Source organism: Komagataeibacter oboediens, from assembly GCF_003207815.1.
Lineage (GTDB): Bacteria > Pseudomonadota > Alphaproteobacteria > Acetobacterales > Acetobacteraceae > Komagataeibacter > Komagataeibacter oboediens.
Genome location: NZ_NKTX01000006.1, coordinates 56325 through 78750 on the forward strand (window position 1 = coordinate 56325; position 22426 = coordinate 78750).

A 22426-nucleotide genomic window follows, 5' to 3' on the forward strand; every position below is an offset into this window, starting at 1 on the left:
TGAAACCGACGGAAGACCTGTCTCAGGCCGTCTGCCCCGCTTTCTGTCGCGTGGCCAGCGCGGCCTGGGCTGCCGCAAGGCGGGCAACCGGCACGCGGAAGGGCGAGCACGAGACATAGTCCAGCCCGACTTCATCAAAGAACGCGATGGAATCCGGGTCGCCACCATGTTCGCCACAGATGCCCAGCTTCAGGTCCGGGCTTGTCTGCCGCCCGCGTTCCACCCCGAGGCGGACCAGCGCGCCCACGCCATCGCGGTCAATGGACACGAACGGGTCGCGCGGCAGCAGACCGTGATCGACATAGTAAGGCAGGAACGATCCTGCATCATCACGGGACAGGCCGAATGTCGTCTGCGTCAGGTCGTTTGTCCCGAACGAGAAGAAATCGGCATATTCCGCGATCCTGTCCGCCTGCAGCGCCGCGCGGGGCAGTTCGATCATCGTGCCGATATAGTAGTTGAGGTTGGTTCCCTCTTCCTTCAGCACGCGTGCGATCTCATCTTCCGCAGCACGACGGGTGGTGGCCAGTTCCGCCTGTGTCGCGACCAGCGGGATCATGATTTCAGGACGGATCGGCTTGCCCAGTTCCTTTTCCACCATAACCGCCGCCTGGATCAGCGCGCGGACCTGCATGGCGTAGATTTCCGGGCTGGTCAGACCAAGGCGGCAGCCACGGTGGCCCAGCATCGGGTTGGTTTCAGCCAGCGCGGCACAGCGCGCGCGCACGTCGTCAACACTTTTACCCAGCGCATTCGCCACTTCGGCCATCTCGGCTTCGGCATGCGGCAGGAATTCATGCAGTGGCGGATCCAGCAGGCGTACCGTGACCGGCAGGCCCGCCATGATGCGGAACAGACTGGCGAAATCATCACGCTGGAACGGCAGCAGGGCGGCAATGGCCTTCTGGCGCACGCTTTCATCATCGGCAATGATCATCTGCCGCACGAAGCCGATGCGGTCAGGGCCGAAGAACATGTGTTCCGTACGCGCAAGGCCAATCCCTTCCGCGCCAAAACGGCGTGCGGTGCGCGCGTCGTCCGGCGTTTCGGCATTGGCGCGCACGCCCAGGCGGCGCACTGCATCCGCCCAGCCCATAAGCGTGTTGAAATCATCCGACAGCGCGGGCTCGATGGTCGGCACGCGGCCAAGATAGACCGCCCCCGTCCCGCCATCGAGCGTGATCCATTCCCCCTGCGCCACGGTGTGCGTGCCGACCGTCATGGTCCCGGCCGCGTAATCGACATGGATGCTGCCCGCCCCCGCCACGCATACACGCCCCATGCCACGCGCCACGACGGCGGCATGCGACGTCATGCCGCCACGGGTGGTCAGGACGCCACGGGCGGCGTGCATGCCGTGCACGTCCTCGGGCGAGGTCTCGATCCGGACGAGGATCACGTCCTCCCCTTTCGCCGCGCGGGCTTCGCACTCCTCGGCCGTGAACACGACGGCGCCAGCGGCGGCACCGGGCGATGCGGGAAGGCCACGGGTCAGCTGCACGCGCTCGGCTTTGGGATCGAGGGTGGGATGCAGCAGCTGGTCAAGGGATGCGGCGGGCACGCGCTGGATGGCCTCTTCCTGCGTGATCAGCCCTTCGCGCGCCATGTCGATGGCGATCTTCAGCGCCGCGGCGGCGGTCCGCTTGCCGTTGCGGGTCTGGAGAATGTACAGGACGTTGCGCTGGACGGTGAATTCGATGTCCTGCATGTCCTTGTAATGGGTTTCCAGCACGGACCGCACGCGCAGCAGTTCAGCGTAGGCTTCGGGCAGCGTGGTTTCCATGGGGTGCTGGCCGGCCTCGGCGCGGGCACAGGCCATGGGCTGCGGGGTGCGGATGCCCGCCACCACGTCCTCGCCCTGCGCATTGATCAGGTATTCACCATAGAAAATGTTCTCGCCCGTAGACGGGTCGCGCGTGAAACATACGCCGGTGGCGCAGTCATCGCCCATATTGCCGAACACCATGGACTGCACGTTGACCGCAGTCCCCCACGAGGCCGGGATTTCATGCAGCTTGCGGTACGTATTGGCGCGCGGGTTCATCCATGACCCGAACACGGCACCGATGGCACCCCACAGCTGGTCATGCGGGTTGGTGGGGAATTCGCTTCCGGCATGGGTGCTGATGATATGGCGGTAATCCACCACGATCGCGCGCCACTGATCAGCCGTGATCGCGGTATCGTCTTCCACGCGGTTGGCACGCTTGAACTGTTCCAGCGTATCCTCGAAATGGTGATGCGGCACGCCCATGACGACCGAGCCGTACATCTGGATGAACCGGCGGTAGCTGTCCCATGCGAAGCGCGCATCACCGGATGAGCGGGCAAGCCCTTCCACCGTTTCATCATTCAGGCCCAGATTCAGGACGGTATCCATCATGCCAGGCATGGACACGCGCGCGCCCGAACGGACCGAGACCAGCAGCGGCGCATCCGCGTCGCCAAAACGCAGGCCCATCGACTGCTCGACCCGATGCAGGGCTTCGGCCACCTGGGCCTGAAGCGCATCTGGATACTTCCGGCCATTTTCATAAAAGGCCGAACAGACTTCCGTTGTAATGGTGAAACCCGGCGGAACCGGCAGGCCATTCGCCGCCATTTCCGCCAGATTGGCGCCCTTGCCGCCCAGGAGGTTGCGCATATCCGCGCGACCCTCGTTCAGGCCTTTTCCGAAGCTGTAAACCCATTTGGTCATGTCTGTTCGTTCCTACGCGCGTCCGTCTGTCAGAAATGACGCCTGATCCGGAACAGGTCAAAAAAACAGGCGACCGCGCTATTAGTATTGTTTGTTGTTGGCAGGCCCGGCCTGTGAAAGTAACCGGCACGGGCAAGTCCGGGCAATCACTATTTTAGGGTCATGCACGTGTTCCCGCGCGGATCCCGGACATGGCGACTGACGGGCACGGCAGGCACGGATATCAATAATTTCCTTTAATAACAGAGTGATAATTAAAAAATCATGCACCAGAGAAACGCAGCAACCACCACAGGATCCATCAATTAATTTATATTAATAATATTAGTTATGCATTTTAAAAATAAGCTTTGCGATCAGGAAACAATCATGATTCCGCGTAAAAACGTTGTGCAATGCAGCAAAATATTGCGCAGCGCACAATAATATAAATGTAATTACAAAAATAATCCTTCAAATTTCAAAAATTACTTGGAAACTATCTTATATTCTGTTGACACCCATGACCTGTTTCCAGAAACATCCGTTACGGCCACACAAAAAAACAAGAAGTACGGTCAAAATGAAAAAAGCCATATTCCTCCTCCTGCCATTCGCCGGACTCCTGTGGGTTCCGCTGTACAACCGGCATGATCCGGTACTGTTCGGCTTCCCGTTCTTTTACTGGTACCAGTTCGCCTGGGTTCCCGTCACATCCGCCCTGATCTGGATGGCGTGGAAAATGGACCGTCAGTCATGAACACATCCATCGTGGCCGACAACGCGGCCATCAGCGTATTCGTCATATGCTTTGTCGCCACCATTGTGCTGGGCAGCACGGTACGGCTGTGGCGGCCATTGCTGAACCGCCGCAAGGCAGCGGCACGCCACACCGAAGGGGAAGAATGGGGGCTGGGCGGGCGTGAGTTCGGCGCCTGGGTCACATGGTTCCTGGTGGGCGGGGATTTCTATACCGCCTATACGGTCATTGCCGTGCCGGCGCTGGTCTATTCCACCGGGGGGTTCGGCTTTTTCGCCCTGCCGTACACAATCATCGTCTATCCCTTCATCTTTGCCGTCATGCCCCGCCTGTGGACCATTGCGCGCGATGGCGGCCATGCCACGGCGGCGGATATCGTGCGGGCGCGCTTTGGCAGCCGCACGCTGGAACTGGCCGTGGCGCTGAGTGGCCTGGTAGCCGTGCTGCCCTATATCGCCCTGCAGTTGATCGGCATCCGGACAGTGATCGAGGCGCTTGGCTTCACCGGCATGCTGCCTCTGCTGATCGCCTTCATCTCCCTTGCGGCCTATACATGGCTGGGCGGGCTGCATGCCCCGGCGCTGACCGCTTTCATCAAGGACGTGATGATCTATATCGCGGTGCTGGCGGCCGTCATTATCGTGCCGATCCACCTGGGTGGTTACGGGGCCATGTTCCATTCCGCAACCGGGCACCTGCCTGATGTGCCGGACGGCCATATCGTGGCACAGGGGCAGGTGGTGCCCTACGCCACGCTTGCGCTGTCCTCGGCCTTCGCCGCGTTCCTGTATCCCCACACGCTGACCGGCATCCTTGCGGCCAGATCGGCCGATACGATCCGGCAGAATGCCGTCTTCCTGCCTGCCTATACCATCGTGCTGGGCCTGATCGCCCTGCTGGGCCTCATGGCCCATGCGGCGGGGATCGTAACCACGTCATCCTCGCAGGTAGTGCCACAGCTTTTCCTGGCGATCTTCCCGTCATGGTTCGCGGGGTTCTGTTTTGCCGCCATCGCCGTGGGGGCGCTGGTGCCCGCGTCCGTCATGGCGATCGGTGCGGCCAACCTGATCATGCACAACATCCTGCCCCATCGCAGCGAGTCGGTTACGGGGTCACGACTGGCCGGATTCGGGGTCAAGGTCGGTGCGCTGGGCTGCGTGATCTTCCTGAACGCCAAATTCGCCATCGACCTTCAACTGCTTGGCGGCGTCATCATCCTGCAGACCTTTCCGGCGCTGATCATGGGCCTGCTGCCGCTGCGCCTGCCTGCGCCCGCACTGGTTGCAGGCTGGGTGATCGGATCTGTTGCCGGGCTGGGCCTGTGCTGGATCGATGGGCTGAAGCCGGTGCATCCGGTGGCCTTCGCCGGGTTTTCAGCATCCGTTTCAACCGGGCTTCTGGCGCTGGGCATCAATATTGCCGTGACCCTGACGCTGGGCGCGGTAATCCGGCTGGCACTGGGGGCGTCGCCGTCCACGCTGCGACCGGGCAGCATCCGGCGCTAGTCCCCTGGCCCTGCGTCCATGCGGCACAGACCGTCGCATGGACAGGGCTGCTACCTTAATCTCTGCCAGACGCGGCCCCGTCACATGACCGGGGCCGTTTTTGTATGTTCCTGATTTTTTTTCTGGTCTGCACCGGCCCGTGAAGCACCGGGACAACCCAAGGGTCAGATGGCCTGCGGCTGGATTTCGCCCGTCCGGTGCATGGTGTCCGTAATGGTGGCGCGGCCCTGTCGTGCGATCTGGCGCAGCAGGCACACGACACCCGGCACGCAATTCCCGCACTGGGCGCGACATCCCTTGGATTCGTACACTTCCTTAGGCCGGACAGCCCCGTTACGCACGGCTGTTTCCACATCTGTATCGGTCAGCATATTGCAGGAGCAGACAAACATTTATCTATCCCAATCGATGATGTGGGCACACCATAATCACGAATGAGAACAAATCGCAAGACCCTTAAATTCCTCGCCTGACATTCCTGCTAGCACCGCCGTGCCTTTCATCCCGTTTCGTATTATCCCGTTCTTATTGATATTACGTTCGATAACATCAATAACAAGCTAGACTATTCCCTAGCCCTGCCCGGCGCGACAGGCATTTGGTCAGCGACAAATGGCAGACGTAACGTTTCCAAATCCGCCGGATGGCCGGTTTGGGATCTGGCGGCATGCCGGGCGGCGTGCCAGCATGAAATGGAATGTTTCCATGCTGGCACCGATTTTCCATCGCCCGAAAGGATAATGGCCATGAGCCAGACACACAGCCCCCGCCAGACGGTCTATGTCGCGCATGAATATTACGACATCGCAGCAGAACTGGAAAAACGACCCGGCAGCCCGCCCTGCGTGCAGGTCGGGACGTTCGCGGAACTGGAACGGATCATGCCGCAGGCGGAAATCCTGGTGGCGTCCATGCTCTGGCGCAACAGCCTGATCGACCTGGCGCCCAGGCTGAAACTGATCCAGTCCGTCAGTTCCGGGGTGGAGCAGTTTGATCTGGAACATCTCGGGGCGCGCAACATCCACCTGTGCAATGCACGTGGGGCAAATGCCACTGCCGTGGCGGAACATGCGCTGGCCCTGCTGCTCAGCCTGTCACGTCGCCTGTATGAAGCCCGGGACAACCAGCATCGCGCCCACTGGTCGGGCACCGGCATGGATCGCCGCCCCCGCCTGCTGGAACTGACCGACAGGACGGTGCTGATCGTGGGCATGGGCACCATTGGCGACAGGCTGGCACGGCTATGTCTGGCACTGGGCATGCATGTCAGCGGCATGCGCCACAGTCCCCGGCCGCTGGATGTTCCCGGCGTGACACAGGTCAGTTCCGGGGATCTGCATGTGGCTCTGGGCCAGGCTGATTATGTTGTCCTGACCTGCCCCCTGACCCCACAGACCGAAGGGTTGATGGATCAGAAGGCCTTTGCCGCCATGAAACCCGATGCCTGCCTGATCAACGTGGCGCGCGGCCGGGTTGTGGATGAGGCCGCACTGATCGCGGCCCTGCGCAACCGCAGCATCGCGGCGGCGGCACTTGATACCTATGTGGATGAACCGCTGCCGCCAGAATCGCCATTATGGCAACTGCCCGATCTAGTCATGACCAGTCATGTCGCGGGGGAAACGCAGTTCTATGAACGTAATGTCGTGGATATCCTGCTCGATAACATCAGGGCGCTGGAAACGGGCACCCCATTGCGCAACCAGGTCGTATGACCTTGCCGACGTATACGGATGGCCCGTTGACGGCAGAATAATCAGGCATTCCGGCTGTCGCCCGTGCGGGAACAGGCAACAGCCCCTGATATGACCCGGAGCGCCTTCAGACAGGTACCTGCAATGGCCATGGCTGACGTATCAGGCGTCCGCGCGCCGTTTCAGCATGATCAGCGCGAACAGATAGACGATCAGCCCGCCCACTGAGAAAAGCGCCCCGCCCCAGCCCAGCGCACCATAGCCGAACTGCCGCGCCAGCAGGAAGCTGCCCCCTGCAGCCCCTACCGCATTGGCAATATTGAACGCGGAATGATTGAGCGAGGCCGCAAGCGTCTGCGCATCCCCCGCGAAATCCATAAGACGTGTCTGCAATGCAGGCCCAAGCGCATTGACGAAGGCGGGCACCACGAACACATCCACCAGCAGGGCGATATCGCTGTGCAGGAGATAAGGAAACACCAGCATGGCCACCGCGCTGCCCGCCAGCGCCATAAGGGCTGCGAGGTCAAGATTGCGGTCAACCACCCATGCGCCCGCATTGGCGCCCGCCAGCATGCCCGCGCCCCACACCACCATATACACCATGGCTTCCCATTCCGGCACATGGGTCACGTTCTGCAGCACGCTGGTCAGGTACGTATAGATCGTGAACATCCCGCCAAAGCCGATGGCAGCGGTCAACAGCGTCAGCAGCACCTGCAGGTTACCCATCGCCCTGACTTCCCTGAGCGGGGAATTCTGCCGGTTTGGCTGGTCCGCCGGAATGTAGCGCCACACCCCCACGAACGTGACGAAGCCAAGGATGGCGATAATCAGGTAGGCAACGCGCCAGCCAAGGTGGTTTGCGGCAAATGTTGAAAACGGCGCACCGATCAGGGTCGCAATGGCAATGCCCGACAGTATCCGCCCCACGGCCCAGCCCCGTCGCGCCCGTTCCACCATGGACGCACCAACCAGCGCCGAAATCCCGAACAGCGCACCGTGCGGCAGGCCGGTAATGAAGCGCGCGACCTCCACCAGTCCCGGTGTGGGCATAACGATGCTCAGGACATTCCCGAAACAGAACAGAACCAGCAGCACCAGCAGCAGTTCGCGGCGCGACAGCCGTGCGCCCAGAATGGTGATCAGCGGCGCACCGATCACGACACCCAGCGCATAGGCGGTGATGACATACCCGGCATCGGCCACGGACAGGCCGAGGGAGGATGCGAATTCGGGCAGCATGCCCATGATGGCGAACTCCCCCGTTCCAACGACAAACGTGCCGAAGGTCAGGATGAGGAAAGCGGCTGCCCTGCCATGGGGCGGCGCGACCTGCGTGATCGCGCCTTTGGCCTGCGTGTTATCTGACATGATGCACCATCCACACAGGATACTCAGGCCGCAAGCCGTGTCGCGGCGGCACGGGCGATGGCAATGTCATCTTCCGTACTGGCCCCCGATACGCCAATTGCGCCCATAATGGTGCCATCCCCCCCCTTCAGCACAACGCCACCACCGAAGCTGGTCAGGCCGCCATTGGTGTTTTCCAGACTGTAGGCCCCACCATCGGGGTGCGCGATGGTGGCGAAATCGGCGCTGTCCATCTGGAACAGGATGGCCGTACGCGCCTTTTTATGACTGACCTCCACCGCACCCAACGGGCAGCCATCCATGCGGATGAAGGCCATGGGCCACGCTGCGGCATCGACAATGGAAATACTGACGGTAACACCCAGACGCTCCGCCGCGGCGCGGGCGGCGGCAAGCAGGGACATGGCACAGGAAAGATGCACGGTGCGAACCTCTGGTTGACGAAGCAGGACAACAGGGTAGACGCGCCCGGACAGAATGGAACATGCAAATGTTCGCCAGCGTCATTTCTTCAACATTGCTGAACGGCAGCGCGTTCCACATGCCGCATCATCATCCACCCCAGCCGCACCAGGCGCGCATGGGGCAGCCGCGCCGCCGGGCCGGTCAGGCCGATGCTGGCACGGACTTCCCCCTTTTCGCGCCACGGTATGGCGACACAGTTCCAGCCGGGGCGACAGGCCTCGATATCAATGGCGTATCCTTTCACCCTCACTTCCTCGATCCGGGTCAGGGTATCCACATCCAGCGCCCGGGTCGTCATGACCCGCTTGCGCAGGCCGGGCACGAATGCAAGGAACACCAGCCCAACCGCCGACCCTTCCAGCTGTTCATGCAGTGGCGGCCTGCCATCCACCGCCGGGTCATGGCAGTCGACCACTTCCAGATATGCGGCCTCATCCCCACTGGGGGCAGCCAGATAGACGGTCATGCCGCTGTCACGTGCAATGGCGGTCATGACCGGGTACAGTCGCGCGCGCAGGACGTTGTCATCCCCCGCGATCCGCGCAAGGTTAAGGATACGGCCACCCAGATGGTAACGCACGTCCCCCTGCCTGCGCTGCACGTATCCCAGATGGTCGAGCGTCTGGAGAATGTTGTGCACCGTGGTCTTGCCCAGCCCCAGTGTCCCGGCGATTTCCTGCAGGCGTGCATGGCCGCCTTTCTGGGCAATGATTTCCAGAATGGCGGCGGACCGTTCAATGGACTGGATCAGGCGGGGTGTTTTTTCCACAGCGGACCTTTCCCGGCTATATATGGGCATTCTGCCCTCTGTTCTGTCGCATGACGTGGCCCGTCATGGCGCATTCCCCGTTCCGCGCGGCCCCGGCGGAATGGGAACCTGTAGACCCATGTGACTGCATGGCCCTAGCAATAATATGCAGATAGTATATATCTTCACTCATGCGCCTGACCCTGCATACCGATTACGCCCTGCGGACACTGATCTATCTGGGGATCCATACGGATCGCCTGACATCAATCCGTGAAGTGGCGCAGGCCTATGGCATTTCGGAAAACCACCTTGTCAAGATCATCCACCGGCTTGGCCAGGCGGGTTTTGTCGAAACCATCCGCGGGCGCAATGGCGGGCTGAAGCTGGGCCGACCGGCGGCGACCATCGTACTGGGTGACGTGGTGCGCCATACGGAAGAAGACATGGCGCTGGTCAGCTGCATGCAGCCGGTCGCGGCGGATGGCAGGGCGGCCTGCATCCTGGCCGATGCCTGTCGCCTGCGCGGCGTGCTGGGGGAAGCACTTGGCTCCTTCATCGGGGTCATGGACCGCTATACCCTTGCCGATGTCATAACAGACCAGGAACGCCAGCGCCTGCACCGCCCCCAGCCCGACTGACGGCCATATACCCGTTTGCGCTGTGGAATAAACTCCATTTTACAATTGCAGTCCACACACGGCCGGACCGGACATAAGTGGCAGAAACCCGGCACTTTCCCTGCCCACCGGCTATTTCCCCACCCTACGGGACAATGGTTTTTTGCACGTTCGCAGGGTTGGTGATACCTGAAACGATTCTTGCACGCCTGCGGGTGAAATATATACTTTCTGACGAAACTCTGAGGAACATACTGCTAATGGCTTACGCAACCACCAACCCCTATACTGGCGAAACGCTCAAGACGTTTCCCAATGCGACGGATCAGGACGTCCAGACGGCGCTGACCGAAGCATATGATGTTTTCAAGACATGGCGGCACACCTCCTTTGCCGAACGTGCGAAGGTCATGACGGCAGCGGGCCAGATCCTGCGCCGCGATATCGACAAATATGCCCGCCTGGCGACGCTGGAAATGGGCAAGACCTTTGCCGAAGCGAAGGCCGAGACCATCCTGTCGGCGGAAATCTTTGAATACTATGCCACGCATGCCGAACGCCTGCTGGCACCGGAAAAGCTGCCGGTCGCGGACCCCAAGGAAGGCGACGCCGTCCTGATCCACCAGCCGCAGGGTATCGTGTTCGCGATCGAACCCTGGAACTTCCCGTACTACCAGATCGCCCGCATCATCGCGCCGCAGCTTTCGGCCGGCAACACGGTGCTGCTCAAGCACGCATCCAACGTGCCGCAGTGCGCTGCCGCCTTTGACAGCCTGATGGTCGAAGCCGGCCTGCCCAAGGGCGGGTTCCGTAACCTGTACGCCGCACGCCATCACACCGAAATGATCCTGAGCGACCCGCGCGTCTGCGGCGTTGCCCTGACCGGTTCCGAAGGGGCGGGCACCATCATCGCAGGTGTCGCGGCCAAGGCGCTGAAGAAGTCCACCATGGAACTTGGCGGTTCCGACGCCTTCGTTGTGCTGGATGACGCCGATCTGGAAAAGACCGTGAAGTGGGCCGTGTTCGGTCGCCACTGGAACGCCGGTCAGGTCTGTGTATCCGCCAAGCGCCTGATCGTGGCCGACGCGATTTATGACAGGTTTGTCGAACTGTACAAGAAGGGCGTGGCCGAACTGAAGGCCGGCGACCCGATGGACCCGGCCACCACGCTTGCACCGCTGTCGTCGCAGAAGGCGGCTGACGACCTGATGGCGCAGGTTGAGGAAGCCAAGAAGCATGGTGCGGTTGTTGAAGTCATTGGCGCGCCGGTTCCCGAAAAGGGCGCATTCTTCCGCCCGCTGCTGATGACCAACCTGCACAAGGACAATGAAGCCCGTCACTGGGAGTTCTTCGGTCCGGTCACGCAGCTTTACCGCGCCAAGGATGATGCGGACGCCGTCCGTATTGCCAATGACTCCCCCTACGGGCTGGGCGGCGCCGTCTTTACGCGCGACACGCAGCGTGGCGTAAAGGTGGCTGAACAGATCTATACCGGCATGGTGTATGTCAACCATCCGACCATGGTGAAGGCCGATCTGCCCTTCGGTGGTGTGGCGCGTTCGGGCTACGGCCGCGAACTGATCGGCCTCGGCATCAAGGAATTCGTCAATCACAAGCTGATCGACGTCGTGGACATTGATGCCCCGTTCTGATCCGACCAGAAACCGGACACGCGGCCTGTCATAAAGACAGGCCGCGCCACTGGCAGGCCCACATGGCCGCCAGTGGCCAGTCTGGATTTATTGGATCAGATACTTCTTTATAATATCAAGTTATTACATATCTCTGTCTTTACCCCGCAGCACATCTGGCTACGCATGGACAGAAGCAGTGGAACAGTTGAAAAACTGATCCAGATACCCTGAAAATCAGCAAGAAATTTTTGGTAAAGCTTTTTCCAAAAAGCATTCAGAGAATGCTGCCTTCTTGCAAAGACGACATTCAGAAACTTTTATTATTTCTTATCAAGCAGAATTGTAAGTCGATCAGAATACGGATCAGTAAAAAATTCCTTTTACTGTCTCATCGCCATCCGTTCACATTCCAGAAGAACAAAACCGGCCATCAGGCTTCCTGCATCACAGCAGACACAGCATATGTCCAAATATAATCGAAATATAGATCCCGGCCCGATGGCGGACCTGTACGCCCTGACATTCATGAGTAATGCATAACAAAAACCCGACAGGTCCCTACGCCATTTTCGGCGGCGTAGGGATCTGTCGGGATCATGTGGTGTATCAGGGGGTCTTGGGCAGCTGCTTGCGCATTTTTTCCACCTGATCCGCCGTCACACCATGGTCGCCACTGCCAAACGTAGCGGTCACGTAATTGACCAGTGCGGCGATCTCGGTATTGCTCAGCCGCTGGACATCGGATCCATGGTCAAAGCCGGGCATGAAGGCATGCAGGCCACCTGCCGTCCGGTCCACGCCATTGAGGACCGTCATGATCAGGTCATCCGGATGTGCGGACCCCACAACCGAATTGTGGAACAGCGACGGCGCATAATGGTCACTGGTTCCCGCGCCATTGTCACCATGACAGGCCGCACAGTTCGCATCGTAAATATGCGGGCCAGTCATTTCATCCAGCTTGTCGATACGCGTCAGTTCACCCGAACGGATATCCGGCGTATCAATCGCCTGCCCGAAGCGTTCACGCGGGCCATGTTCGGCTTCGTCTTCCTTGGCCGGGACCTGAAGGATATAGGCGGCAAGGGCATGCAGGTCATCATCCGTCAGACGGCTGGTGCTATGTTCCACCGCCTCACCCATCGGTCCTGCGGCCTGGCTCAGCCCCGCGACGTGCCCGGTCCTGAGATAGGTGACAAGATCATCCTCGCTCCAGTTGCCGATGCCGCTCGTCTTGCTGGATGTGATGTTGGGTGCATACCAGCCCAGAAGGGGCGCACCGGCAAGGTAGCTGTCCTCCTTCTCGCTCAACATCATGTTGCGCGGCGTATGGCAGGTTCCGCAATGCGCAAGGGCATTGGCCAGGTACCTGCCACGGCGCATCTTGTCATACGTGGCGGAATCCCCGGTTTCAGGCTCGACACTGCCTGCAACCATGTTCCACACCGCCATGGTAATGCGCAGGTTGGCCGGGAAATTCAGTTCCGTCACCGGCGGGGTAACCGCCACCGGCTTCACCCCATGCATGAACCAGGCGTACATCGCCTTCACATCATCATCCGTCATGCCGGAATAGGATACATACGGCATGGCGGGATAAAGGCGGCTGCCGTCACGGCGGATGCCATGGCGCACGGCCTTTTCAAAATCCTCTTCCGTATATTTCCCGATCCCGTGGTCGGGGTCAGGGGTGATGTTGGTCGAAACGACGTCCCCCATGGGCGTGGTAATGCGCAGTCCACCTGCGAAAGGCTTGCCCCCCGGCGCGGTATGGCAGGCGACACAGTCCCCCGCCGTGGCAATGTATTCGCCACGCGCCAGAAGATCTGCCGGGGGAGGCGTCGTGGATTCTGCCACCGGTGCAGCAGGCGCTGCCGGAGGAGCGGCGACCGCAGGGTCATCCGCACGTGCAGGTGTTGCGGACAAGGAAGCAAGGGCAGTGCCCGTGGCCAGAACCGACCACAGGATCTTGCGTGTAACGTCAGGCATGGGCGAGTTCTTTTTTAAGTGTATCGGCAACACGCAAGGCAAGTGCTGCAACCGTCAGGGTAATGTTGCCGGTTCCGACCGATGAGAAGACGGACGAACTCGCGATGAACAGGTTTTCATGGTCATGCGTGCGGCAGAAACCATCGACCACGGAATCCTTGGGGTCCGTGCCCATGATGGTGCTGCCGGCGGGATGATCCTGCGGGAAGTAGCCGGGGGTCCACTGCTCATCCGTGCCATGCATGAGACCGATCAGGTCCTTGAACAGGCCACGGGTGTGATCACAGCTTTTCACCGTGTATTCAGGCAGCTTGTAATAGACTTCCGGGTGCGGAATGCCCAGCGCGTCCTTGTACGTGGCACTCAGCGTCAGCCGGTTGTCCGGATCGGCCAGCCCTTCGTTGTGGCTGAACAGCCGCACGGTATGGGATGCGAGGTAGCGGATCTGCTCTTCCAGTTCACGCCCGACATATCCCTTGGAAATGGCCAGGGCGGTTGCAAGGTCCACCTGGTTGTCATCAACCATATGCACCAGATACGCACCGCGTTCATTTCGCCAGTCACCATCGCGGAAGTTGTCGATCACGTTGGTTTCAAGCGGGCCACGGCCGGGCCACAGGGCCTTGTCCCCGCTGATGAACGTCACCTGCACGCCGGTGTGGTCCATCATGTTCCGCCCGACATGGCCCGAACTGTTGGCGATGCCGTCGGGGCTCTGCTCATCGGCGGAGAACAGCATGAGCTTCGCGGTTTCGATACAGTGCGCCGCAATGACGAAATACTTGCCGGTTACACGGTGCGATCCCTTGTCGGGATCGTAATAATGCACGGCGGTGACGCGCTTGTTCGCGCTGTCACGCTCGATCCGGTACACCACGGCATTGGGCACGAACTTCGCACCCGCCGCTTCCGCATGGTACACGGAATAACTACCGTTATACATTGCCCCGATGGGACAGATCGGCATGCAGTTGTTGTGCCCTTCACAGGTCGGGCGGTTATCATAAGGGCGCGTGTTACGGGCCTGCGGTTCGTGCACGACGCGATACGGGGTCTTTTCCCGGATCAGGTTGCGGAACTGCTCCGCCGCATAGGAAATGGGCAGCGCCTCCATCGGATAGGGCTGCCTGCGTGGTGATCCGAGGTCTTCCACCGCCGGGTCCGGCCCGCATACACCCATCATGACCTCGGCCTGATAATAGAATGGCTCGAGATCGTCGTATTTCAGCGCCCAGTCGCGGCCCTGCCCATAGCGGGTCTTCAGTTCAAAGTCCGATGGCAGGTACCGCCATGCGCACCCGGCCCAGTGCCATGTCGTGCCCCCCATCATGCGCAGGTATACCTGCTGGTAGGCTTCGGCATCCGGGCCGGTCGTATGCAGGTATTTGTTGGGCGTGATCTGGTTGGGCGGATGTTCGGCCCATGGCACACAGGGAAACGGCCCCTGATAGGAGGGCTTGTTTTCCAGATTGCGGAAATTATCGACAAAATGCTGGCGGTCGACACGCGGGCCGGCTTCCAGCACGATGACGGAAATACCTGCGCGCGCCAGTTCATTGGCAATGGAACTGCCGGCGACGCCGGATCCGACGATCACGACGTCCGCGGAAAGGTCTTGTTCGGAAGGCATGGAGGATGCTCCGGATATCAGGTGGGTTCTACAACGAATTTTGAAGGCGAAAGGGCAGGTTCGCCAGTTGGAACAGCCACTTCCGGTGGGGTCTGGGTCCAGTAGAACGGCCCGCCCGCCGCATAGGTCTTGGGATAGATGGCATCCTTGGTGATATCGAACATCAGCGCGGAGCGGTACACCACCACCTTTTCATCCGCCACGCCACGGTACCAGCCCGTCATGATGTCATGGATCACGTCCTTGAACACGGGATCACTCTGTTCGGCCGCGGTCGCCAGCGCACGCGCGCTGTCGAATTTTCCGCCTGCCATCAGGTCATGCAGCTTCTGGATCTGGTCACGGCGTTCGGGCACCGCCTGAATGATCCGGGCGTACAGCGCGCCGCCTATGCGGGCATCAAGCGCGTCGCGATCGGTCAGCCGCCGCGACAGTTCAAGGAACAGCGGCACCCCCGCATCTTCCCCTTCCGGGGTGGCGGCAACGCCCCGGCCCGCGCCAAGCACCACGGCGGCGGCCCCCATTGCGCCCAGCAGCATGTCACGACGCGACATGCGCAGCGCGCGGTTCATCCGTATGGCATTGGGGGTGGACAGGTGGATACTGGTGGGAAAACAGGGCCGGTCTGCAGCCATCTAGCGTCGCCTCTCATGCATGTTGGTCCAGCAGGAATGCCGGAAGAAACAGGCATGGCCATGCGGGATGCAATAGTGACATCACCGATAACGCCACTTCCCGTGCTCCTGCAACCTTTTGTTCCCCCATATTAACGTATAGCAGTTTCACGTTCAGCGAGTAAAAGCATCGGGACAGCTGTACAGACATGTTTTGTAAAGAACTCCTTATGCTTTACAGGTAGCTGTCAGCACAATGGATCACACATCATTACAGGCACGCCCGTCCACACATCCGGTATGTCATAACAATACCCATGCGCAGGGAAATAATCTGCATCCAGCCCGCATCATTACTTGGCCGAGACGACCCATGCACAACCGAATGGGCCGCGCCACCGACCGTATGGAATGGCATTCCATCAACCATGACACCACCGGCCATTCATGAACAATACCGGCCCGGCATCGCCCTTATCCGCTGGATCTCACATTTTCCTCCGTGCCTTGTCGGGCATGGCCGCCATGTCAGCACGGCGGATTCTGGCGGCACCATCCTTGGCGCCCCTGCCCTGTATCATGGCGCATCATGGCTCGGCCGCCCTGCGTCCCGAACACACGCTGGCAGCCTACGCCCGGGACTGCCCGCTGGAGGTCCAGTCCTTCGAAACCACCCCGATGCACAGACGGGTTCCAGCCATCAACCCACAGGCAGGCGCGTCTCATGCTGCTCATGGGGGAACGGGCGGAACATGTTCCCGATACGATGGGCACAGCGACCCCGCTGGCCTTTGGCAACCTCATGCCCCCGGACGACTTACGGCACCTGCGCGATTATGCGGATGTCATCGGACCGTCCAATAAGGACATCATACCACGCGACGCAGATGGCGCGTGGAGTACACCCACATCACTGATTGATGACGCGCACCGGGCGGGCTACTGGTACATTCCTACACCCTCCGCACCGAAAACTGCTTCCTGCCTGCGCAACTGCGCAATGCCGCGGGGACAATGCCGGAAACCCGCAGGGATCAATCGCAGAAATCCGACGCGATCTGGACATGGGTCTTGACGGCTTCTTTACCGATGCCCCCGCCAGCGGACGCCTTCCCCTGCGGGATCAGGCCCACCAGCCATCAGGCCCGTGTCGCAGGCCGCCCGCGCACCAGCCGGGTCGCGGTGATCATGACCGCCAGCGTCACCACCCACGTCATGACCTGCACACCCATGGGCCGGTCGGAATATCCCAGCAGCGCCTTGGCCGCGCGTCCGACTATGCTGCCATCAGACAGCAGCCACGACGTATCCCATACCTCATAACCGAAGGCGGGGATCAGATCATCCCCCGCCAGCAGGCCCGCCGCCTGACTGGCCATGCCTGCGGCCAGAAAGGCGATCAGCAGTCCCGTCACCCCGAACAGGCGGCTGAGCGGAATGACGATCAGGCCACGGTACAGCAACCACGACAGCGCCGCTCCCGCCACAATACCCAGCGCTCCACCCGTCAGCATGGCCACAGGCCCGGAATGGGTCGAAACCGCAATGCCATACAGGAACAGGACAACCTCCACCCCTTCGCGCAGCACGGCCACCGCCACGACAACGGCCATGGCGGCAAGCGAGCGTTCGCCAGACACGACCTCCGCCCCCAGCGTTTTCATGTCGCCTGCCATTTCGCGGCCATGGCGGGTCATCCATACCGTGTGCCAGCCCAGCATGAGCACTGCAATGCACAGGATGGTGGCGGAAAATACGTCCTGCCCATTGCCCGACAGCGCGGCAGACAGGCTGCCTGCGAACACTGCTACGATCGCGGCCCCCGCGACACCTGCCGCAATGCCACCGGCAACCCAGCGCCCACGTCCCGGAATGCCCTGCGTCGCCGCCAGCACGATACCGATGATCAGTCCCGCTTCCATGACCTCACGGAATACGATCAGCAGACTTCCCAGCATGATCAGGGCTCCTGTGTCACGGTAACGGTGCCCGTCGCCTGGTCGGGGTGGTAGTCATCGAAAAACTTGTAAGTCCCGGGATGCAGCGGCCCCGCATGCACGGTAATCGTCCCGCCGGACACCACGATTTTCTCGAATTTCAAATCATAGCTTTCGAATTCGTCCGTCGTGTCATCATGATTATCAAGGGTGATCAGGAAGCGCTGCCCGGCGGGAACCGTAATATGGTCCGGGGTGAAATGGTGATCCTTCACCTCCAGGTGCACAGGCTCCATCGCCCATGCCGCCGGGACAGGCGCAAGCGCCGCAAGCCAGACACATGACAGAACGGATACGTAACGCATACGGCACACTCCAACAGTGCGCGCATGTTATGCGATTTAGTCTCAGTGTCAATTATAAGGCAGCCGGCTTTCAGGCTGCCTGAGCATCTTCGATGATACGGGCAACGCATAAAGGATATACATCTTGATAAGATATAAATTATTGACATCTTTATAGACGCCAATAAGATGTAGATATTATATATCTTTAAAGGAAATCAGGAATGGCGTCCCCACTGGATGACAAGACCCGCGGCATCATCACGGCCTGTGTCCCCGCGCTGGAGGCACACGGCCTGGCGATCACGACGGAAATGTACCGTCGGCTGCTGGCCAATCCGGACATTCGTGACCTGTTCAACATGTCGCACCAGAAAGACGGGGAACAGCCAAGGGCGCTGGCGCTTGCGGTGCTGGCCTATGCCCGCAACATCGACAACCCGGGCGTCATGGCCGGTGCGGTCGAACGCATTGCGGAAAAGCATGTCGGCCTGAACATCCTGCCCGAACATTATCCGTATGTTGCGGATGCCCTGCTGGGCGCCATCGCGCATGTACTGGGGGATGCCGCGACACCCGAGATCATGGACGCGTGGGGCAAGGCCTACTGGTTCCTTGCTGAAATCCTGATCGGGCGCGAGGAACAGATTTACGTAGCCCATGCCGCAGCCCCGGGCGGATGGGTTGGCTGGCGTCCCTTCCGTGTCAGCCGCCGCGTGGTGGAAAGTGAAACCGTCACATCGTTTGAACTTGTGCCCCAGGACGGCAGACCCGTCATGCGCCATGTGCCGGGGCAGTACCTCAGTTTCCGCCTCGACGTGCCGGGCCATGGCGCCGAACGGCGCAATTACAGCATTTCCTCCGCCCCCGGCTCAGCCTCCTACCGCATAAGCGTCCGCCGTATCGACAATGGCGTCGTCTCCGACTGGCTGCATGACAGCGTGAAGGAAGGCACGGTGCTGCAGGTCTCCGCCCCGGCGGGTGACTTCACACTGGGCGACCCGGCTCCTGCATCCATCGTGTTCCTCAGCGCGGGTGTCGGCCTTACGCCCTTCATGTCCATGCTGGGCGCGCTGGACGCCAGTACGGCCAGAAAACCCGTGCGCTTCGTTCACACCACCCGCACGCCCGGGACGGAAGCCTTTGGTCCCGCCATCCGTGACCTTGCCGCAAGGGGCATGCTGCGCGCCGACATATTCTACAGCCGCGCCACACCGCAGGCAGCGCAGGACGCCACAGGCGTCACCCTGCATGCAGGCCGCATGACACCGGCATGGCTGACGCAGGAAATCGACAGGGCTGCGACCTACTACATCTGCGGTCCCGACGGTTTCATGCGCGATACCGTCGCGACACTGAAGGCCGCAGGCGTGCCCGACGGCCATATCCGGTACGAGTTTTTCGGTTCGGCGGCGGATGCGGCGCTCCCCGGGGCGGCATGATGACTGGCATTCGTGTCAGGCGGGTTTATGACCCGCCTGAACCGGATGATGGCAGTCGCGTGCTGGTGGATCGCCTGTGGCCCCGTGGGGTCAGCCGGGACCGCGCCAGCCTGACACTATGGCTGAAGGATATTGCGCCCAGTACCGGACTGCGCCAGTGGTTTGGTCACGACCCGGCACGGTGGGCCGAATTCCAGAAGCGCTATATTACGGAACTGCAGGCCAATCCCCAACCTGTGAAACAGTTGCTGGACATGGTCCGCGCCGGTACCGTCACCCTGCTGTACGGCGCACGGGATACGCAGCATAACGAGGCGATCGTCCTTGCTACGTACCTGCGCAACCGGATAGACCACGGGGCCTGACGCATCACGTCATGTCCCGCATATTGCCCGCGGCATGTCCATATTCCGACCCGTCACAGGACAACATGCGGAACCAAAGCCGTGATCGCCCCCTTTAGCAGGTCATCGACACCGCCCTGACCGGCACGCCACACCCGTGCCACTGCCAGCCAGTCACGACAGGCGGCAACGGGCGGGGCCCCTGCCAACCGGGAAGGATCGCGTACCATGATTACCGTGCATCATCTGGACAATTCACGTTCACAACGGATCCTGTGGCTGCTGGAAGAACTGGAGATTCCCTACGACATCCGGTTTTACAGACGCGATCCCAAAACCATGATGGCCCCCAGGTCCCTGCGAACCGTCCATCCACTGGGCAAGGCGCCGGTCATAACGGATACGGACGGGAACGTGACGCTGGCCGAAAGCGGGGCGATCATCGAATACATCATCGACAAATACGGCAATGGCCGACTGGCGCCCGCGCGGGGCACGCCGGAGTACATCCGTTTCATATACTGGCTGCATTATGCGGAAGGTTCCGCCATGCCGCCGCTGCTGCTCAAGCTGATATTCGGGCTGTTGCCAAAACGCGCCCCCCTGCCGCTACGCCCGTTCGCCTTCCTGATCGCATGCGGGGCACAGCGGACGGTCATCAATCCGCAGGTCAAGCTGCATATGGATTACTGGGAACGCAGCCTGTCGGAAAGTGAATGGTTCGCGGGCGATGACTTCACCGCCGCCGACATCCAGATGAGCTTCCCGCTGGAGACCGCCGCCGCCCGCGCCGGGGCTGCCGATAACCGGCCGCACGTGGGGGCATTCCTGCGCCGCATCCATGACCGTCCCGCCTATCAGCGCGCCCTGCTGCGGGGCGGGAAATATGCCTATGCCAATGCCGGAGGAAAAACGGCATCCTGATCCGGGGCAGACGTCTGGCACCGACGGGCCATGGTTTACGCTGCGTGCGCGTTCGTATTAAGTGCGCGCGTACTCCCACCCGCCCGAGGTTCCATGATTCGTCTTGACAGCATCACCAGGCATAATGGCCAGCGTCTGGTCTTTATCGAAGCTTCAGCTGCGTTACAGAAGGGGGAGAAGATCGGCCTTGTCGGCCCGAACGGGGCTGGCAAGACCACGCTGTTCCGCATGATCACCGGGCAGGACGAACCCGATGAGGGCACTATCCTGGTCGATCGCGGAGCCACCATCGGCTTTTTCAGTCAGGACGTCGGTGAAATGTCCGGCCGCAGCGCCGTGGCCGAAGTCATGGATGGCGCGGGAGCGGTGTCCGAAGTCGCGGCCGAACTGGCGGTACTGGAAGCGGCACTGGCCGACCCCGAACAGATGGACCAGCTGGACAGCATCCTTGAACGCTTTGGCGAGGTGCAGGCCCGTTTTGAGGAACTGGGCGGTTATGCGCTGGACAGTAAGGCGCGCGAAGTGCTGCACGGCCTTGGCTTCAGTCAGGAAATGATGGATGGCGACGTGGGCCGGCTTTCGGGCGGATGGAAAATGCGCGTGGCACTCGCGCGCATCCTGCTCATGCGGCCTGATGTCATGCTGCTGGATGAACCCAGCAACCATCTCGACCTGGAAAGCCTGATCTGGCTGGAACAGTTCCTGTCGGGCTATGACGGCGCGCTGCTCATGACATCGCATGACCGGGCCTTCATGAACCGCGTCATCAACAAGGTGATCGAGATTGATGGCGGCAGCCTGACCAGCTTCTCTGGCGATTATGAGTTCTATGAACAGCAGCGCGCCCAGAACGAAAAGCAGCAGCAGGCCCAGTTTGACCGCCAGCAGGCGGCACTGGCCAAGGAAATCAGTTTCATCGAACGCTTCAAGGCCCGCGCTTCCCACGCGGCACAGGTGCAGAGCCGCGTGAAGAAGCTGGAAAAGATTGACCGCGTCGAACCACCCAAGCGGCGGCAGGCAGTCAGCTTCGAGTTCCCGCCCGCCCCACGATCGGGCGAGGACGTGGTCAGGCTGCGCGGCGTGGACAAGCGGTATGGCGAGCGCGTCATCTACCATAACCTTGACCTGCTGATCCGGCGACGGGAACGGTGCTGTGTCCTTGGTGTCAATGGCGCGGGCAAGTCGACGCTGCTCAAGCTGGTGACCGGCACCACGCAGCCCGACGCAGGCACTGTGACACTGGGGGGCAGTGTCAAAATGGGCTATTTCGCCCAGCACGCCATGGACCTGCTGGATGAAAGCCGCACGGTGTTCGAAACACTGGATGATGCCTTCCCGCTTGCCAGTCAGGGATCGCTGCGCGCACTGGCGGGCAGTTTCGGCTTTTCCGGTGATGAGGTGGACAAAAGCTGCCGCGTGCTGTCGGGTGGGGAAAAGGCGCGGCTGGTCATGGCATTGATGCTGTTTGACCCGCCGAATTTCCTGGTGCTGGATGAACCGACCAACCATCTGGACATCGCAACCAAGGAAATGCTGATCACCGCGCTGGCCCGGTACGAGGGCACGATGCTGTTCGTCTCGCATGACCGGCATTTCCTGTCCGCGCTGTCCAACCGGGTGCTGGAACTGCCCCCCGACGGGATTCATCAGTATGATGGCGGGTACAGTGAATATGTCGCGAATACCGGACAGGAAGCGCCGGGACTGCATGCCTGATCACAACTG

20 protein-coding genes and 1 pseudogene are annotated in these 22426 nt (G+C 60.8%); 10 read left to right on the forward strand and 11 right to left on the reverse strand.

What is annotated here, in order from left to right; all coding sequences use genetic code 11:
- Positions 1-22: 22 nt before the first annotated feature.
- Positions 23-2698, reverse strand: a complete 2676-nt coding sequence (gene ppdK / locus CFR80_RS05490) for a pyruvate, phosphate dikinase (RefSeq protein WP_110507147.1) — start codon at positions 2696-2698, stop codon at positions 23-25.
- A 562-nt stretch (positions 2699-3260) separates the two neighbouring features.
- Here ppdK and CFR80_RS05495 point away from each other — a divergent pair.
- Together CFR80_RS05495 and CFR80_RS05500 are read left to right on the forward strand one after the other, a co-directional pair.
- Positions 3261-3437: a DUF3311 domain-containing protein gene (locus CFR80_RS05495; RefSeq protein ID WP_010513182.1), complete on the forward strand. Its 177-nt coding sequence runs from the start codon at positions 3261-3263 to the stop codon at positions 3435-3437.
- Positions 3434-4942 carry a sodium:solute symporter family protein gene (locus CFR80_RS05500; protein WP_010513183.1) on the forward strand — a complete coding sequence of 503 codons (1509 nt, stop codon included), beginning with the start codon at positions 3434-3436 and terminating at the stop codon, positions 4940-4942. Before CFR80_RS05495 ends, CFR80_RS05500 begins: the two co-directional genes overlap by 4 nt.
- 164 nt (positions 4943-5106) lie before the next feature.
- Here CFR80_RS05500 and CFR80_RS05505 read toward each other — a convergent pair whose 3' ends face one another.
- Entirely contained in the window at positions 5107-5334 is a 228-nt protein-coding gene (locus CFR80_RS05505; protein ID WP_010513185.1) for a (2Fe-2S)-binding protein, read from the reverse strand.
- Positions 5335-5688: 354 nt separating this feature from the next.
- On the opposite strand from CFR80_RS05505, the gene CFR80_RS05510 reads away from it, so the two are divergent.
- Positions 5689-6657 (forward strand): D-2-hydroxyacid dehydrogenase, encoded by a 969-nt coding sequence (locus CFR80_RS05510; protein ID WP_029329249.1) that lies wholly within the window; start codon positions 5689-5691, stop codon positions 6655-6657.
- Positions 6658-6798: 141 nt separating this feature from the next.
- Here CFR80_RS05510 and CFR80_RS05515 read toward each other — a convergent pair whose 3' ends face one another.
- From CFR80_RS05515 to CFR80_RS05525, 3 genes are all read right to left on the reverse strand, one after another.
- The gene (locus tag CFR80_RS05515; protein ID WP_010513188.1) at positions 6799-8010 is read right to left on the reverse strand and encodes an MFS transporter; all 1212 of its coding nucleotides are present in this window, start codon (positions 8008-8010) and stop codon (positions 6799-6801) included.
- Between the two features lie 23 nt (positions 8011-8033).
- Positions 8034-8432, reverse strand: coding sequence for a GlcG/HbpS family heme-binding protein (locus CFR80_RS05520; RefSeq protein ID WP_029329250.1), 399 nt, complete (start codon positions 8430-8432; stop codon positions 8034-8036).
- An 89-nt stretch (positions 8433-8521) separates the two neighbouring features.
- Positions 8522-9274 (reverse strand): IclR family transcriptional regulator, encoded by a 753-nt coding sequence (locus CFR80_RS05525; RefSeq protein WP_042658746.1) that lies wholly within the window; start codon positions 9272-9274, stop codon positions 8522-8524.
- Between the two features lie 140 nt (positions 9275-9414).
- On the opposite strand from CFR80_RS05525, the gene CFR80_RS05530 reads away from it, so the two are divergent.
- Positions 9415-9864 carry an Rrf2 family transcriptional regulator gene (locus tag CFR80_RS05530; RefSeq protein WP_048856639.1) on the forward strand — a complete coding sequence of 150 codons (450 nt, stop codon included), beginning with the start codon at positions 9415-9417 and terminating at the stop codon, positions 9862-9864.
- A gap of 239 nt (positions 9865-10103) precedes the next feature.
- Positions 10104-11495, forward strand: coding sequence for an NAD-dependent succinate-semialdehyde dehydrogenase (locus tag CFR80_RS05535; protein ID WP_010513192.1), 1392 nt, complete (start codon positions 10104-10106; stop codon positions 11493-11495).
- A 588-nt stretch (positions 11496-12083) separates the two neighbouring features.
- Here CFR80_RS05535 and CFR80_RS05540 read toward each other — a convergent pair.
- From CFR80_RS05540 to CFR80_RS05550, 3 genes are read right to left on the reverse strand one after another with little or no spacing between them, the layout of a single operon-like run.
- Positions 12084-13466: a cytochrome c gene (locus tag CFR80_RS05540; protein WP_010513193.1), complete on the reverse strand. Its 1383-nt coding sequence runs from the start codon at positions 13464-13466 to the stop codon at positions 12084-12086.
- On the reverse strand, positions 13459-15096 hold the full coding sequence (locus CFR80_RS05545) for a GMC family oxidoreductase (protein WP_010513194.1): 1638 nt from the start codon (positions 15094-15096) through the stop codon (positions 13459-13461). Before CFR80_RS05545 ends, CFR80_RS05540 begins: the two co-directional genes overlap by 8 nt.
- A 17-nt stretch (positions 15097-15113) precedes the next feature.
- Positions 15114-15731: a sorbitol dehydrogenase family protein gene (locus CFR80_RS05550; protein WP_010513195.1), complete on the reverse strand. Its 618-nt coding sequence runs from the start codon at positions 15729-15731 to the stop codon at positions 15114-15116.
- Positions 15732-16328: 597 nt separating this feature from the next.
- On the opposite strand from CFR80_RS05550, the pseudogene CFR80_RS19755 reads away from it, so the two are divergent.
- Positions 16329-16819 (forward strand): annotated as a pseudogene (locus CFR80_RS19755) (glycerophosphodiester phosphodiesterase family protein); the annotation flags it as partial.
- 30 nt (positions 16820-16849) lie between these two features.
- On the opposite strand, the gene CFR80_RS05560 reads toward CFR80_RS19755, so the two are convergent.
- Positions 16850-17668 (reverse strand): FTR1 family iron permease, encoded by an 819-nt coding sequence (locus CFR80_RS05560; protein ID WP_110507148.1) that lies wholly within the window; start codon positions 17666-17668, stop codon positions 16850-16852.
- Positions 17669-17670: 2 nt separating this feature from the next.
- On the reverse strand, positions 17671-18012 hold the full coding sequence (locus CFR80_RS05565; RefSeq protein WP_010513198.1) for a cupredoxin domain-containing protein: 342 nt from the start codon (positions 18010-18012) through the stop codon (positions 17671-17673).
- 203 nt (positions 18013-18215) lie between these two features.
- Between CFR80_RS05565 and hmpA the strand changes: the two genes are divergently transcribed.
- Together hmpA and CFR80_RS05575 are read left to right on the forward strand one after the other, a co-directional pair.
- Entirely contained in the window at positions 18216-19433 is a 1218-nt protein-coding gene (gene hmpA / locus CFR80_RS05570) for an NO-inducible flavohemoprotein (RefSeq protein ID WP_110507149.1), read from the forward strand.
- Complete coding sequence (locus CFR80_RS05575) at positions 19430-19798, forward strand: DUF488 domain-containing protein (protein WP_110507150.1); 369 nt, start codon at positions 19430-19432, stop codon at positions 19796-19798. The genes hmpA and CFR80_RS05575 overlap by 4 nt, the downstream gene beginning before the upstream one ends.
- A 53-nt stretch (positions 19799-19851) precedes the next feature.
- Here CFR80_RS05575 and CFR80_RS19215 read toward each other — a convergent pair whose 3' ends face one another.
- Positions 19852-20007: a hypothetical protein gene (locus CFR80_RS19215; RefSeq protein WP_181418167.1), complete on the reverse strand. Its 156-nt coding sequence runs from the start codon at positions 20005-20007 to the stop codon at positions 19852-19854.
- Between CFR80_RS19215 and CFR80_RS05580 the strand changes: the two genes are divergently transcribed.
- Both CFR80_RS05580 and CFR80_RS05585 read left to right on the forward strand, forming a co-directional pair.
- A complete protein-coding gene (locus CFR80_RS05580; RefSeq protein ID WP_010513202.1) occupies positions 20006-20701 on the forward strand; it encodes a glutathione S-transferase family protein in 696 nt (231 codons plus the stop codon). The genes CFR80_RS19215 and CFR80_RS05580 overlap by 2 nt on opposite strands.
- Before the next feature lie 93 nt (positions 20702-20794).
- Positions 20795-22417, forward strand: coding sequence for an ABC-F family ATP-binding cassette domain-containing protein (locus tag CFR80_RS05585; protein ID WP_110507151.1), 1623 nt, complete (start codon positions 20795-20797; stop codon positions 22415-22417).
- Positions 22418-22426: the final 9 nt, after the last annotated feature.